The organism is Pseudomonas reactans (assembly GCF_013387025.1).
Lineage (GTDB): Bacteria > Pseudomonadota > Gammaproteobacteria > Pseudomonadales > Pseudomonadaceae > Aquipseudomonas > Aquipseudomonas reactans.
Genome location: NZ_JACAQP010000028.1, coordinates 20576 through 34594 on the forward strand (window position 1 = coordinate 20576; position 14019 = coordinate 34594).

Below are 14019 nucleotides of genomic sequence, written 5' to 3' on the forward strand. Positions count from 1 at the left end.
ACCCATGAACGCCAGCGATGGAATTCGCGTCACGCTCAGCGAGCTGATCGAGATGCGCCATCGCGTGCGCGAAGTGCAGCTGTTTTCCACGCCGAGCCAGCGCAGCCCATTGATCGGCTTGCACCATTCCAAGCTGCGCGGGCGTGGCGTGGACTTCGACCAAGTGCGCGTGTACCAGGCTGGGGATGACGTGCGCACCATCGACTGGCGTGTGACGGCGCGAACGCAGGAACCGCACACCAAGCTGTTCCATGAAGAGCGCGAACGGCCGATCTTTATCATGGTGGAGCAAAGCTGCCGGCTGTTTTTCGGCTCGGGGCAGATGTTCAAATCAGTGCTGGCCGCCCAGGCTGCCAGCCTGATCGGCTGGGCCGCGCTGGGGCATAACGACCGCGTGGGCGGTTTGGTGTTTGGCGACAACGAGCACTACGAAATCAAGCCGCGCCGCAGCAAGCAAAGCCTGCTGCAACTGCTCAACCGTCTGGTGCGCGTCAACCAGAGCCTGAGCACCGAAAGCCGCCCCGAAGCCGACGCCCTCGGCATGGCCCTGCGCCGTGGCCGCGAAGTGTTGCGTCCCGGCAGCCTGGTGATTGTGATCTGCGATGAGCGCGCGCTGACCGAAGGTGCCGAGCAACAGCTCAGCTTGCTGTCGCGGCATTGTGACCTGCTGCTGTTGCCGATCTCGGATCCACTCGACCATGCCCTGCCCGCCGCCGGGCTGCTGCGTTTCGCCGAACGCGGCGCCCAGTTGGAACTGGACACGCTGAATTTCGACCTGCGCCAGGCCTACAAGGCCCAGGCCGAAGCGCGCATTGCGCGCTGGGAGCTGCTCGCGCAGAAACTGCGCGTGCTGTTGATGCCCCTGAGCACCCAAAGCGAAATGGTCGAGCAACTGCGCGAATACCTCAACCCGCAACGTCCGGTTAAAAAACAATGAGCAGCCTTGACCAACTGCAACCGCTGATCGCCCCACCCGCCATCGGCTTCTGGCCGCCCGCGCCGGGTTGGTGGCTGTTGCTGCTGGTGATTCCGTTGCTCGGCTGGGGCCTGTGGTCACTGCGCCGTTTTCTGCCGACCCGCCGCCCCATCGCCCGTGCCGAACAACCGCTGGACCCGCTGCGCATCGCCGCCCTGGCAGAGCTTGCGTTAATGCCCAAGCCTTACGATGGCGCGCCCGCCGGCGCCTGGTTGCAACAGCTCAATGGCCTGCTCAAGCGCCTGTGCCGCAACGACTACCCCTACAGCCAGAGCCACACCCTCAACGGCCGCAAATGGCTGGCATTCCTCGACAACCGCTGCCCCGCTGCTGGCCTCACGCGCTGGATGGTCTTGGTAGAAGGCGCCTACAAACCCGAATGCAAACTCGACGACAAGGCCATCGCCGGCCTGACCCAGGCCGTCGACACCTGGATTCGCAAACATGTTTGAGTTCGCCTGGCCGTGGACCTTTGCCCTGTTGCCCTTGCCGTGGTTGATGCGCCTTGTGCTGCCGGCCGCCGACAGTGGCGAGCCCGCGTTGAAAGTCAGCTACCTCAGCGACCTTGAAGGCCTGGCCCGTCGCCGCGCTCGCGTCAACCTGCCCGGCTGGCGCCAGCAAGCGCCGTTCGTGGTGCTGTGGTTGCTGCTGCTGACCGCTGCAGCTCGGCCGGAATGGCTCGGCGAACCGTTGCCGATTGCCGCGAGTGGCCGTGATCTGCTGGTGGCGGTAGACGTGTCGGGGTCCATGGACTTCCCGGATATGAATTGGCAGGACGAGGACGTGAGTCGCTTGAGCCTGGTCAAGCACCTGCTCGGCGATTTCCTTGAGGGGCGCGAAGGTGATCGCGTCGGCCTGATCCTGTTCGGCAGCCAGGCGTATCTGCAAGCGCCGCTGACCTTTGACCGTCGCACCGTGCGTACCTGGCTGGACGAAGCGCGCATCGGCATTGCCGGCAAGAACACCGCGATTGGCGACGCCATCGGCCTGGCCCTCAAACGCCTGCGCCAGCGCCCGGCGCAGAGCCGCGTGCTGATCCTGGTCACTGACGGCGCCAACAACGCCGGGCAGATCGATCCGCTGACCGCCGCGCGCCTGGCGGCTGAGGAAGGCGTGAAGATCTACCCGATCGGCATCGGTGCCGACCCAGAACAAACCGGTTCCCTGGGCATCCTGGGCGTGAACCCGAGCCTGGACCTGGACGAACCAGCACTCAAGGCCATCGCCGAAGCCACCGGCGGCCAGTACTTCCGTGCCCGCGATGGTGAAGAGTTGCAGGCGATCAAAGAAACCCTCGACCAACTGGAACCGGTCGAACAGCAACCCACCCAAGCGCGCCCGGCCCTGGCGCTGTACAGCGCGCCGCTGGCCCTGGCCTTGGTGCTGAGCATGTTGCTGGTGATTCAGGAGCGCTGGCCGAACAACGCGCTGCAACGGCTGTTCAACAAATTGTCGAGCAAGGGCATTTTCCTGCAACAACACCCTGAGTGGCGCCAGCGCCTCAAGCGCCTGCGTTTGCGGAGGCGTCGATGATCGACCTGTGGCCGCATTGGTTCCGTCCGTGGTGGTTGTTGCTGCTACCGTTGCTTGGCTGGTTGCTGTGGCACCTGTGGCACCGGCAAAAACGCGCCGGGCGCTGGCAAATGATCCTGCCGCCGGCCTTCCACGCCGTGCTGCTCAGTGGTGGCAACGGCCGTGAAAGCAAATCACCGTGGATAGTGCTGGGCATTGCCTGGCTGCTGGCCGTGCTGGCATTGCTTGGCCCGAGCTGGCAGCGTGTGGAGCAGTCCAGCCAGAAGCCTTCCGACCCGCTGGTGGTGTTGCTGGAACTGACCCCGGAAATGCTCGCCACCGACAGCCCGCCCAACCGCCTGGAGCAGGCACGCCGCAAGCTGTACGACCTGTTGCAGGCGCGCACCGATGCGCAAACCGCCATCGTTGTGTATGCCGGCAGCGCCCACACCCTGGTGCCACTCTCGGACGACCTGGCCACCAGCCGCAACCTGCTGGAAGCCCTGCGCCCGTCGATCATGCCCGAGCCCGGCCATCGCGCCGACCTGGCCGTCGAGAAAGCCCTCGGCCTGCTCAAGCAAGGTGGCCTCGGCCAGGGTCGCCTGCTGCTGATTGGTTCGTCGCTGTCCAAACAGGAACGCCAGGGCATTCGTCTGCTGCTACAAAGCGCCCAGGCGCCCACCCTGTCGATCCTTGGCATCGGCAGCCGTGAAGGCACCCCTGTGACCCAGGAAAGCGGTGAGTTCCTCAAGGACGAACAAGGCGCGATCCTGGTACCGCGCCTCGATAGCCCGACACTCAAGGCCTTCGCCAGTGAAATGGGCGGCCGCTACCGCGCTGCGCGACTGGACGACAAGGACCTGCGTCAACTCGGCGTGCTCGACCCGCCACAAACCCTGCGCAACGACGGCCAACTGCTGCACCTCGACACCTGGGCCGACCAGGGTTACTGGCTGCTCCTGCCCTTGTTGCTACTCGCTGCCTGCGCCGGGCGGCGTGGCTGGCTGTTCTGCCTGCCGCTGCTGCTGTTGAGCGCGCCGCAGCCCAGCTACGCGTTCGGCTTGCAGGACTTGTGGCTGCGCCCCGACCAGCAAGGCCAGTACCTGCTGAAGAAAAAACGCCCCGCCGAAGCTGCCGAACACTTCGAAGACCCGCAGTGGAAAGGTGTGGCGCTTTACGAAGCAGGCAACTATGCCGAGGCGATCAAGCTCTTTGCCGAAGGCAATGACGCCTACTCCCACTACAATCGGGGTAACGCCCTGGCCAAGTCCGGCGAACTGGAAGCCGCCATCGACGCCTACGAACAGGCCCTCGAAGCCCAGCCCGACCTGCAACCAGCGCTGAAAAACAAGGCGTTGGTGGAAGCCCTGATGCAGGAACAGGCCGAACCGGAACCCACCGAGCCTGCAAAAAACGAGGATGACGAAACCACCCAACCCGGCCAAACTGCGCAACCGGGCGCCAGTGGGCAAAACGCCACAGGTGGCGAGCCGTCCTCCCAAGGGCAAGGCGAAGCCGGGACTGACGACACCCAACCCGGCAACACGCCGCACACCACGGGTAACGAAGTGCCGGGCAGCGAACTGGGTGACGAACAGACCACCACCCCGCCGCTGCGCCCCAATGATGCCAGCCTCGACGGTGAGCACCGCCAGGCCCTGGAGCAATGGCTGCAGGAGATCCCGGACAACCCCGGCGAGCTGCTGCGCCGCAAATTCTGGTACGAACAGCAACAACATCAGGACAAGACTCGATGAGCCGCCGCACCACCCTACTGCTCCTGCTCGCCCTCTCGGCAGGCCACGCCCAGGCGGCGAACCTGACCGCCAGCGTCGACCGCAGCCGCGTCAATTCCGGGGAAACGGTGGAACTGACGGTGGAATCCAGTGATGTCACGCAGTTCGGCAAGCCCGACCTGTCGCCGCTGGATGCGCAGTTCGAAGTCAGCGGCACGCGCCAGATCAACCAACTCACCACCCTTGGCGGCGATAACCACGCCACCACGCGCTGGATCATCACCCTGTTGCCCAAGGAAAACGGCACAGTGGTCATCCCGCCCCTGCAAGTGGGCGAGTACAAGACCCAGCCGATCAGCCTGCAAGTGGTCGAAACCGCCAGCCAGAACACCGCCGCCGAGCTCGCGCCGGTGTTTGTCGAAGCTAACCTCGACCAGACCAGCGTCTACGTCCAGGCCCAGGCGCTGTTGACCGTGCGCGTCTACCACTCGGTGTCGCTGTATGACGACAGTAGCCTCACGCCCTTGCAGATTGCCGATGCGCGCGTGGAGCAGTTGGGCGAGTCGCGCACCTACGAAAAGGTCATCAACAGCATCCGCCACGGCGTGATCGAAACCCGCTACGCGATTTATCCGCAACACAGCGGCACGCTGGTGATCCCGGCGCAGACCTTCAGCGCGACACTGGTGGAGTCGCGCCCGCCCCAGGAAAATACCCTGCAAGGCACCAAGCCCGGCAAACTGATCCACGTCAGTTCCGCAGAGTTGCCGCTGGTGGTCAAGCCCAAGCCTGCGCTGTACCCCGCCGATACGCCATGGCTACCGGCACGCAGCCTGACCCTGAGTGAAAACTGGAACCCGGAGCCTGAGCATGTGCAGGTCGGCGACTCCCTGACCCGCAGCCTCACGGTCAAGGCCGAGGGCCTGTCCAGCGCGCAACTGCCGGCCCTGCCCAGCACCGACATCAACGGCCTGCGCCGCTACCCGGACCAACCGGTGCTGGGCAACCAGACCAAAGACCGTGGCCTGATCGGCAGCCGCGAAGACCGCGAAGCCCTGGTGCCCACCCGCGCCGGCAGCCTGGAACTGCCCGCCGTGGAGGTGGTGTGGTGGAACACCCACGAAGATCATCTGGAGCGCACCAGCCTGCCAGCGCGCACCTTACAGGTTGCGATCAACCCGAGCCTGGCCGTGGACACACCCGCCACGCCGACCGTGATCACCGCGCCGGACGATGAACGCCTGTGGTTGTGGCAACTGAGCACGTTGATCCTCGCCTGCACCACCCTGCTGGGCTTTGGCTTGTGGTGGCGTGCCCGTCGGCAACCGGCCGTGTTGCGCGCCGCGCAAACCGGCCCGAGCCCGCGCACCCTGCTCGACGATCTCAAGCGCGCCACCCAGGCCAACGACCCGCAAGCTACACGCCAGGCCCTCGACGCCTGGGCGCGGCAACAGCCGGAAACGCTGGCCGATATGGCCGCGCGGTTTGTGCCGTTGTCGGATGCGTTGGATGGATTGAATGGCGCGCTGTACAGCGAGAGTGGGCATTTCTGGCTGGGTGAGGACCTGTGGCGTGCGGTGAAGGCGATTCCGATGGCTGAGCGTGAGGTGGATCCAGCGGCGGATACCACCAGTTTGCCGCCGCTTTACCCCAAATAACCCACTTTGCTGTGGTGAGCTAGCTTGTTGTGGTGAATGGGCTTTCTGTGGCGAGCGGGCTTGGCCCGCGTTGGGGCGCGAAGCGGCCCTAATCCAGACGACTCAATCATTCAGCCAGACCTCGTTGGCAGGTTTTGGGGCTGCTGCGCAGCCCAACGCGGGGCAAGCCCGCTCGCCACAGAAAGCCCGCTCACCACGAGAGGCCTGCTCACCACAGTCAGGTTGCTCGGCAAACCCTGTGTCATGCATTGTTAAAGGCCAGCAATCCATATCGCTTTAATTTGCAGGAAGTTTCCTAGACAATCCCACGGCCTTGCGCCTGCTCATTCCACTGGCTAGCCTTCGCTCCGTCGCTGCATATCAGCGATCAGGGGTGAGATCCTGTGAACAGGAAGCCAAGCGCCACAACCGCGAGCAACATGCTTTATGGCGGCTGTGTGCGGGCGGACTTCGGTCCGACCGGTTGCTCCTGCCCGGTAATCTCACCCCGCACATAGCTGCCACCTTTTGTCGAGTGAGATCGCCAAAAGAATGGCTCCCAACTTTGTCAGGAGATCCATTCATGAACAAAATCGTCCCCGACCCACCGCCCACCTTCACCGTCCACCACGACCTCAGCTTCGAAGACGCCCTCACCCAGATCTGCGACCTGCTGCGCTGCGCCGCCGCGACCGCTGCTGGCACCACCCAGGCGTTGAGCAGTGATCAGCGCTACATGGCTGGTGCCACCGAGCACTTGATCAACAGTGCCAAAACCCTGGCCGACCGCGCACTGGAATGCCTGAAACTCCCCTGATTCCGGCCAATGTCTGCGCGCATTAGCGCGCAGACATTGACGAGATCATATTTTACAGGCGGAAAATCATCACCCGCTTGCGGTCTCGCACGTACCGCGTCGGCTCCGGATGAACCCAGGGTGATGGTTCTGTATCCCCATGAGGATCACGACATTCAACGCCACCTTCCCCTGCCACCCTCTCGGCGGGCCGTTGGGGTACTTCGCTCTGAGTGACTGATGAGGGAAGCGCGTACAGCAGCGCCGCAGGCAGCCCTATCACATTGAACAGCAAGCCGCCGCCGAACGCATGCCCACTCACCCAACCGCTCAAGATCACTACCATCAGAATTCTCACGATTTCGACACTCTCCCGTAAGGCCGATCCTAAAGCCGCCCACGCGCCATCCGAGCATCGATGGCATCGCCCGCGAATCGGTTTTGCATGAAGACACATTTGCCTGGACGAGTCAGGACGACTCGACGCTGATCAGTACCCTGGCCTGTCGCTATTCTGGGCTGTCGCCCCCTGGCAGGTAGTCCAGAATATCGCCGGGCAGGCAATCGAGGACTTCACAGATGATCTCCAGGGTTGAAAAGCGGATGGCCTTGGCCTTCCCGGTTTTCAGGATGGACAGGTTTGCCTGGGTAATTCCGGTTTTTTCGGACAGCTCCCCGAGGCGCATTTTCCGCTTGGCAAGCATGACATCCAGATTGACAACAATCGGCATTGGGCACTCCTTAAATAACCGCCTCCAACTCCTGCTCAGCCGTGGCAAGCCGTTGGGCTGCCATGCTGCCGATAGCGAGGGCGATGCCCGTTGAAAACAGCGGGAAATTGATCTCAATGTTCCATAGATAAACGCCGCTGCTGGCGCCGGCTATCCAACCGTTGAGAATGTGCGTGAGAAAAGACGCCACTGGCCAAGCCAGGGTCACGATAGCGAAACGCCGCATGCACTGGGCAATGCGCAGGGCCGTGGGGTACATGCGCAAGCTCGCGAGCAGGGCTTTCAAGGCCATGAACAGCGCAATGGTAAAGCTTGTTTCTACGACAAGGGTGATTAATGCACCTGACAAACCTTCGGACGCCGCGATGGTAATGGTCAGGCCGTTGTTGGTTTCTTTTGACGGTGCCCCTTCGTACACCAATGGCACTTCATACGAACTGCCGAACAGGTTGATTGCCTGGCCGTCAATCGCGGTCAGGAAAAATGCCGCAGAACCGATAATTGCCGCCGCCGCAGACAACAACACGCACGCACCTTCGAGCCCTTTGAGCAATTTCTGTGACAGCGTAAAGCCCGACACCGGCCGGTTGTAATGAACTGGATTCAACATGACGCATCCCCGTTTGAGTGGTGGGGCCATCCTAGCGATAATTTCTCGCTTTTCAATTCATATTTATCGTTTATCGATAAATATTAAAAAATTCACAATTGGCCCTCGAGGCATTGAACAGTGTCTGTTTGCACGGGCATTTACAGGTAAACTCCCTTCCTTTTCACCGCCCCTTTCTGTTCACGGCGGCCATTCACTTTTTTTGCTTTCACGGAGTTCACCTTGCGTCTGTTTCACACCTCCGACTGGCACCTGGGCCAAAACCTCCACGGCCAGGAACGCGACTTCGAACACGCCTGCTTTCTTGAGTGGCTGCTGGGCCAACTGAACACCCATCTGCCGGATGTACTGCTCATCGCCGGGGATATCTTCGACACGGTCAACCCGCCGCTCAAGGCCCAGGAGCGTCTGTACGATTTCATCATCAGCGCCCACGAACAGAACCCCAAGCTGACCATCGTGATGATCGCCGGCAACCACGATTCCGGCTCGCGTATCGAACTGCCCGCGCCACTGATGCGCCGCCTGCGCACTCATGCGCTCGGCCGCGTGTTGTGGCTGGATGACGGCCAACTCGACGCCGAACGCCTACTAATCCCCCTGCCGGACGCCAAAGGCAAGATCGCCGCCTGGTGCCTGGCGCTGCCGTTCTTGCGCCCGGCGGAAGTCACGGGCGCGCATTTGGGCGATGACTACCTGCGCGGCATCGGCCAGGTGCATGAATGGCTGATCGCCGCCGCTAACGCCAAGCGCAAAAAAGGCCAGGCGCTGATCGCCATCAGCCACGCGCACATGGCCGGTGGTTCGGTGTCGGAAGACTCCGAGCGCAGCCTGATCATCGGCAATGCCGAGGCGCTGCCGGCCAGTCTGTTTGATCGAAGTGTCGCTTACGTCGCCCTCGGTCATTTGCACAAGCCGCAGAAGGTCAATGGTGAGGAACGCATTCGCTATAGCGGTTCGCCGATTCCACTGTCGTTTTCCGAAATCGGCTACAAGCATCAGATCCTCGACGTGACGTTCCAAGGCCAATGCCTGGTGAACGTCGAACCGATCCTGATTCCGCGCTCGGTCGACCTGCAACGCCTGGAAGCCGCGCCGCTGGCCGATATCCTCAAGGCCCTGACTGAGTTGCCCGACGTCGACCTGCTGGCCGAAACCCAGCGCCACCCTTGGCTGGAAGTGCGAGTGCGCCTCGACGAACCACAACCCGACCTGCGCCAGCAGATCGAAAGCGCCCTGCAAGGCAAGGCCGTGCGTCTGGTGCGTATTGCTGCCGAATACGCGGGTAAAGGCAACCGTGAGGACGAAGGCGACGACCGCCTGATCGAACTCGACCAGCTCACGCCCCAGGAACTGTTCAGCCGCGCCTGGCAGGACAGTTATGGCAGCGAAGTGGATGAACAGACCTTGAAGGACTTCGCCGTGCTGCTCCAGGAAGTGCAACAGGAGGAGGAACAGCCATGAAGATCCTCGCCATCCGCCTGAAAAACCTGGCTTCACTGGCCGGCCCGTTTGAAATCGACTTTACCGCCGAGCCCCTGGCCAGTGCCGGGTTGTTCGCGATTACCGGACCGACCGGCGCCGGTAAAAGTACCCTGCTCGATGCCTTGTGCCTGGCGTTGTTTGGCGCGGTGCCGCGCCTGGGCGACACCGGCCAGGCGAAGATGCCGGATGCCGACAGCGACATTTCCATCGGCGACCCGCGCACCCTGCTGCGGCGTGGCACCGGCGGCGGTTATGCCGAAGTGGATTTCGTCGGCGTGAGTGGCCGTCGCTATCGCGCGCGCTGGGAAGCCAATCGCGCCCGCGACAAGGCCAGCGGCAAGTTGCAGAACAGCCGCCAGAGCCTGATCGACCTAGACAGCGACCAACTGCTGGCCAGCCAGAAAACCGAATACAAAACCCAGCTGGAACTGGCCCTGGGCCTGAACTTCGAACAGTTCACCCGCGCCGTATTGCTCGCGCAAAGTGAGTTCAGCGCCTTCCTCAAGGCCAACGACAACGAGCGCAGCGAACTGCTGGAAAAGCTCACCGATACGGCCCTGTACACCCAACTCGGTCGGCGCGCGTTCGACAAGGCCAAAGAGGCCCGGGATGCGCACAAGCAGTTGCAGGACCAGGCCACCGGCGTGGTGCCCCTGGCGCCCGAGGCTCGTGTGGAGCTGGATCAGCAGTTCGATGCGGCACAACAGCAACTCAAGACCCAGCAAGCCCAACTCAAGCAACTTGAGCTTCAGCACACCTGGCTCAAGGAACTGCGCGAATGGCAGGAACGCCAACTCGCTGCCACCGAACAACTGCAGCGTGCACAAACCGAATGGGATAACCAGCGCCAGCAACGTGAAGACCTGAGCCGCCTGGACCAATTGGCGCCTCAGCGTCACCAGTTTGCGCGCCAGGCCGAACTCGGCAGCGTGCTTACCCCGTTGGCCGTGCAGATTCACTCGCATATCCAACAGCAAGGCGAACTGCATACCCGCCAGGAGCAGGCCCAGCATCAACAAGCCAGCGCGCAAACTGCGTTGGCTGAGGCCCTGAAAAACCAAACGGATGCCGTGCCATTGCTGCGACAGGCGTTTGAAGAGCAAAGCACCCTCGCCCACTTGACCAAAGAGCTGACCAAGCGCACCGAGGACCAACAGCAGCACCAAAGCGCCTGCACCGAAGGTCAGGCCCAACTCACCGGGCTGCTGGAAAAACAGCGCCATGTCGCTGAACGCCTGCAACGCCTGGCGACCGAGCTTGAGCACAGCGCCGTCCTCGCGCCACTGAGTGATGCCTGGACCGCCTACCGCGACCGCTTGCAACAGCTGACGCAGATCGGCAATCGCCTGAATAAAGGCCAGGCCGAACTGCCGCAATTGGAGCAACGTGCGACCAGCGCCGCCGAGCAGTTCACTCAGCAACGCGAAGCCCTGGACCTGCTGTATCAGGAGGCAGGTGCCGAACCTCATGCAGTGGCCGAGCAGATCCAATTGCTGGCGAGCCTGCTGCAAGACAATCGCAAACAGCAACGCGCCTTCGAAGACCTGACGCGCCTGTGGGACAACCAGCAGCAGCTGGACCAACACGCCGCCAGCCTGACGCAAAAGCTCAGCGATGCCCAACAGCAACGCGAGCAGTTGAACCAGACTGGCCTGCAAACCAAGGCCGAGCTGACCGTTGCCGAACAGACGCTGAATGTGACCAAGCAACTGTTGGAACGCCAGCGCCTGGCCCGCAGCGCCAGCGTCGAGGAGTTGCGCGAGCAGTTGCAGGACGACCAACCCTGCCCGGTGTGCGGCAGCCACGAACACCCGTACCACCAACCCGAAGCGTTGCTGCAAAGCCTGGGTCGTCATGACGAAAACGAAGAAGCCACCGCTCAGAAAGCTGTGGACAGCCTCAAGGAAAAACTCACCGAGTTGCGTGGTGAAGTGGGCGGCTTGATCGCCCAGCAAAAGGAATACCTGCAACAGCAGGAAAAGCTGACCACACAACAGCAGGCGCTCAAGCCAACCCTGGATGCGCACCCGCTGGCCGCGTCGTTGCTCAACCAGGACACCGCCCAACGCAGCGCCTGGCTTGAACAGCAACTAGGCCAACTCAGCCAAAGCATCGCTCAGGACGAACAACGCCAAGGCGCCCTGCTCAACCTGCAACAAAACGCCGGTCGCCTGCAGCAACAACTGCAAGCCGCCCAGGAAGCCAGCCAGCAGACCCGTCAATTGCTGGTCGATCAGCAACGCGAGCTGACCAGCGACCGCGAACGCCTCGACCAGGAACTGAGCGCCTTCGCCAACCTGCTGCCCGCAGAAACCCTGGAGGGTCTGCGCGCCGAACCGGCTGCTACCTTCATGCAGCTGGACCAGCAAGTCAGCCAGCGCCTGGAGCAGCTGGGCCATCAACGCGATGAGCTGGCCGAGCAACAAGAACGCCAACAGGCGATCGAGAAGGAACAGACCCACCAGCAACATCGCCAGCATCAGCTTGATGCGCTGATTCAGCAGGTCACCGAGCTGACTGCCCAGCAACAGGCGGCCCAGGAAAAACTCAGCGCGCTGCTCGGTGAGCACACCAGCGCCGAACACTGGCAGCAACAGTTGGAACAGGCCGTGACCCAGTCACGCCAAAGCGAAACCGACGCCAACAAACAGTTGCAAGAGATCCACAACGCCCTGATCCAACTGGCCGCCGACCTCAAGGCCCAGCAGGAACGGGAACACGCGTTGCAGGCCGAACAACAGGCCCTTGTCACGCGTATCAGCGAATGGCGCGCCTTGCACCCGGAACTCGATGACGCTGGCCTCAACCGCTTGCTGGCCTACGATGACGCCCAGGTCAGCCAATTGCGCCAGCAGTTACAGCTCAGCGAAAAAGCCGTCGAACAGGCCAAGGTACTGCTGCAAGAACGCGAACAGCGCCTGGCCGACCATCAGGCCCTGCACAATGGCAACCTCGCAGCCGAGGAGCTGGACAGCACCTTGGCCACGCTCAACCAGCAACTGGCCGAGAGTGAGAAACACTGTGCCGAATTGCGCGCGCGCCAGTCCGAAGACCAGCGTCGCCAGGACGCCAACCAGGCCTTCGCCGAGCAGATCGCCAAGGCCTATGACGAGTGGCAACGCTGGGCACGCCTGAACGCGCTGATCGGCTCGGCCACTGGCGACACCTTCCGCAAGATCGCCCAGGCCTACAACCTCGACCTGTTGGTGCACCACGCCAACGTGCAACTGCGCCAACTGGTACGACGCTACCGCCTCAAGCGCGGCGGCAGCATGCTCGGCCTGTTGGTGATGGACACGGAAATGGGCGACGAGCTGCGCTCGGTGCATTCATTGTCCGGCGGCGAAACCTTCCTGGTCTCACTGGCGCTGGCCCTGGGCCTGGCGTCAATGGCCTCCAGTACATTGAAAATCGAATCACTGTTTATCGATGAGGGCTTCGGCAGCCTCGACCCGGAATCCCTGCAACTGGCCATGGACGCGCTGGATGGCTTGCAGGCTCAGGGGCGTAAGGTTGCGGTGATCTCCCACGTGCAGGAAATGCACGAACGCATTCCGGTGCAGATCCAGGTCAAGCGTCAGGGCAATGGCTTGAGCACCTTGGAGGTCAAGTGAGCGAGGCGCTGCTGTATTCGTTCCGGCGCTGCCCCTACGCGATGCGGGCGCGTCTGGCCCTGCGCTACAGCGGCGTGCCAGTGCGCATCATTGAAGTCAGCCTGAAGGCCAAGCCGGCCGAAATGCTGGCGCTGTCGCCCAAGGGCACAGTGCCAGTACTGAACGTTGACGGGCAGGTGATTGAAGAAAGCCTGGAGATCATGCAGTGGGCTTTGGCGCAGAACGACCCGGATAACTGGTTGCTGCACGGCGACCCGGCGGTATTCGCGTTGATCGCCGAGAACGACCAGGACTTCAAGTATCACTTGAATCGATACAAGTACGCCGAACGCTACCCGGAACAGCCGATGGAGCATTATCGCGCCGAAGGCGAGGTGTTCTTGCAAAAGCTGGAAGCGTTGTTGGCAGAGCGCGACTACCTGTTGGCTAACCACCTGACCCTGGCGGATGCTGCACTGGCGCCGTTTGTGCGCCAGTATGCCCATGTGGATCGAGTGTGGTTTGCCGGTACATCGTATAAACGGTTGCAGGCTTGGCTTGAGCGCTTTCTGGATTCAGGGTTGTTCATCGCGGTGATGGCAAAACCCTGAATACCGCGCCAGCGGGCTCACTGCTGAGTCTTGTGATCCAGAGCAGCATAGAAGTTGGCGCTTTGTTGCAGGTATTTCTGGGTGTAGGCGCTGGTGCTGGATTTTTTGCCGGAGACTTCCACGCTGGCCGCGGCTGGCAGGGCAACAGTGGCGGAAACAGCGGAAGCGGCGATGATGGAGAAGAGATTCAGATTCATGTCGGTAACCCTTGTGTTCGTTTGGTTGAGTGGCCGGGGAAGGCCTTGGAACCAAACTTACGCCCGAGGGCTAAGCCTTAGAAATGCTTTGAAACAGTAGCCGCTATTAATGGAATTAATAGAAAGGCTCAGGCC

Annotated in this window: 12 protein-coding genes; 9 read left to right on the plus strand and 3 right to left on the minus strand. The window is 62.1% G+C overall.

Features of this window, described 5'->3' with window-relative positions; all coding sequences use genetic code 11:
* Positions 1–4: 4 nt before the first annotated feature.
* The 6 genes from HX793_RS22965 (at position 5) to HX793_RS22990 (ending at position 6678) form a co-directional block, all read left to right on the plus strand.
* Positions 5–937 (plus strand): DUF58 domain-containing protein, encoded by a 933-nt coding sequence (locus HX793_RS22965; RefSeq protein WP_025857778.1) that lies wholly within the window; start codon positions 5–7, stop codon positions 935–937.
* The gene (locus HX793_RS22970; RefSeq protein WP_028616472.1) at positions 934–1428 is read left to right on the plus strand and encodes a DUF4381 domain-containing protein; all 495 of its coding nucleotides are present in this window, start codon (positions 934–936) and stop codon (positions 1426–1428) included. Before HX793_RS22965 ends, HX793_RS22970 begins: the two co-directional genes overlap by 4 nt.
* Positions 1421–2509 carry a vWA domain-containing protein gene (locus HX793_RS22975; RefSeq protein ID WP_177096603.1) on the plus strand — a complete coding sequence of 363 codons (1089 nt, stop codon included), beginning with the start codon at positions 1421–1423 and terminating at the stop codon, positions 2507–2509. The genes HX793_RS22970 and HX793_RS22975 overlap by 8 nt, the downstream gene beginning before the upstream one ends.
* Complete coding sequence (locus tag HX793_RS22980; protein WP_177053145.1) at positions 2506–4245, plus strand: tetratricopeptide repeat protein; 1740 nt, start codon at positions 2506–2508, stop codon at positions 4243–4245. Before HX793_RS22975 ends, HX793_RS22980 begins: the two co-directional genes overlap by 4 nt.
* Positions 4242–5882 (plus strand): BatD family protein, encoded by a 1641-nt coding sequence (locus HX793_RS22985; RefSeq protein ID WP_177096601.1) that lies wholly within the window; start codon positions 4242–4244, stop codon positions 5880–5882. The genes HX793_RS22980 and HX793_RS22985 overlap by 4 nt, the downstream gene beginning before the upstream one ends.
* 562 nt (positions 5883–6444) lie before the next feature.
* Entirely contained in the window at positions 6445–6678 is a 234-nt protein-coding gene (locus tag HX793_RS22990) for a DUF6124 family protein (protein WP_177096598.1), read from the plus strand.
* Positions 6679–7166: 488 nt separating this feature from the next.
* Here the strand turns inward: HX793_RS22990 and HX793_RS22995 are convergent, their stop codons facing one another.
* Together HX793_RS22995 and HX793_RS23000 are read right to left on the minus strand one after the other, a co-directional pair.
* On the minus strand, positions 7167–7388 hold the full coding sequence (locus HX793_RS22995; RefSeq protein WP_016980176.1) for a helix-turn-helix domain-containing protein: 222 nt from the start codon (positions 7386–7388) through the stop codon (positions 7167–7169).
* Between the two features lie 10 nt (positions 7389–7398).
* The gene (locus HX793_RS23000; RefSeq protein WP_157787172.1) at positions 7399–8028 is read right to left on the minus strand and encodes a hypothetical protein; all 630 of its coding nucleotides are present in this window, start codon (positions 8026–8028) and stop codon (positions 7399–7401) included.
* A gap of 192 nt (positions 8029–8220) precedes the next feature.
* Here HX793_RS23000 and HX793_RS23005 point away from each other — a divergent pair, with 192 nt between their 5' ends.
* The 3 genes from HX793_RS23005 to HX793_RS23015 are packed head-to-tail and all read left to right on the plus strand — an operon-like array spanning position 8221 to position 13687.
* Complete coding sequence (locus HX793_RS23005) at positions 8221–9462, plus strand: exonuclease SbcCD subunit D C-terminal domain-containing protein (RefSeq protein ID WP_177096597.1); 1242 nt, start codon at positions 8221–8223, stop codon at positions 9460–9462.
* A complete protein-coding gene (locus tag HX793_RS23010) occupies positions 9459–13097 on the plus strand; it encodes an AAA family ATPase (RefSeq protein WP_177096595.1) in 3639 nt (1212 codons plus the stop codon). Before HX793_RS23005 ends, HX793_RS23010 begins: the two co-directional genes overlap by 4 nt.
* Positions 13094–13687, plus strand: a complete 594-nt coding sequence (locus tag HX793_RS23015; RefSeq protein ID WP_177053141.1) for a glutathione S-transferase — start codon at positions 13094–13096, stop codon at positions 13685–13687. Before HX793_RS23010 ends, HX793_RS23015 begins: the two co-directional genes overlap by 4 nt.
* A 17-nt stretch (positions 13688–13704) precedes the next feature.
* Here the strand turns inward: HX793_RS23015 and HX793_RS23020 are convergent, their stop codons facing one another.
* On the minus strand, positions 13705–13884 hold the full coding sequence (locus tag HX793_RS23020) for a hypothetical protein (protein WP_016980181.1): 180 nt from the start codon (positions 13882–13884) through the stop codon (positions 13705–13707).
* Between the last annotated feature and the right edge of the window lie 135 nt (positions 13885–14019).

Coding starts and splice junctions, on each gene's coding strand:
- HX793_RS23020 (WP_016980181.1), bottom strand. CDS start 13,884: ATGAATCTGAATCTCTTCTCCATCATCGCCGCTTCCGCTGTTTCCGCC.
- HX793_RS22980 (WP_177053145.1), top strand. CDS start 2,506: ATGATCGACCTGTGGCCGCATTGGTTCCGTCCGTGGTGGTTGTTGCTG.
- HX793_RS23010 (WP_177096595.1), top strand. CDS start 9,459: ATGAAGATCCTCGCCATCCGCCTGAAAAACCTGGCTTCACTGGCCGGC.
- HX793_RS22990 (WP_177096598.1), top strand. CDS start 6,445: ATGAACAAAATCGTCCCCGACCCACCGCCCACCTTCACCGTCCACCAC.
- HX793_RS23000 (WP_157787172.1), bottom strand. CDS start 8,028: ATGGCCCCACCACTCAAACGGGGATGCGTCATGTTGAATCCAGTTCAT.
- HX793_RS22970 (WP_028616472.1), top strand. CDS start 934: ATGAGCAGCCTTGACCAACTGCAACCGCTGATCGCCCCACCCGCCATC.
- HX793_RS22965 (WP_025857778.1), top strand. CDS start 5: ATGAACGCCAGCGATGGAATTCGCGTCACGCTCAGCGAGCTGATCGAG.
- HX793_RS22975 (WP_177096603.1), top strand. CDS start 1,421: ATGTTTGAGTTCGCCTGGCCGTGGACCTTTGCCCTGTTGCCCTTGCCG.
- HX793_RS22985 (WP_177096601.1), top strand. CDS start 4,242: ATGAGCCGCCGCACCACCCTACTGCTCCTGCTCGCCCTCTCGGCAGGC.
- HX793_RS22995 (WP_016980176.1), bottom strand. CDS start 7,388: ATGCCGATTGTTGTCAATCTGGATGTCATGCTTGCCAAGCGGAAAATG.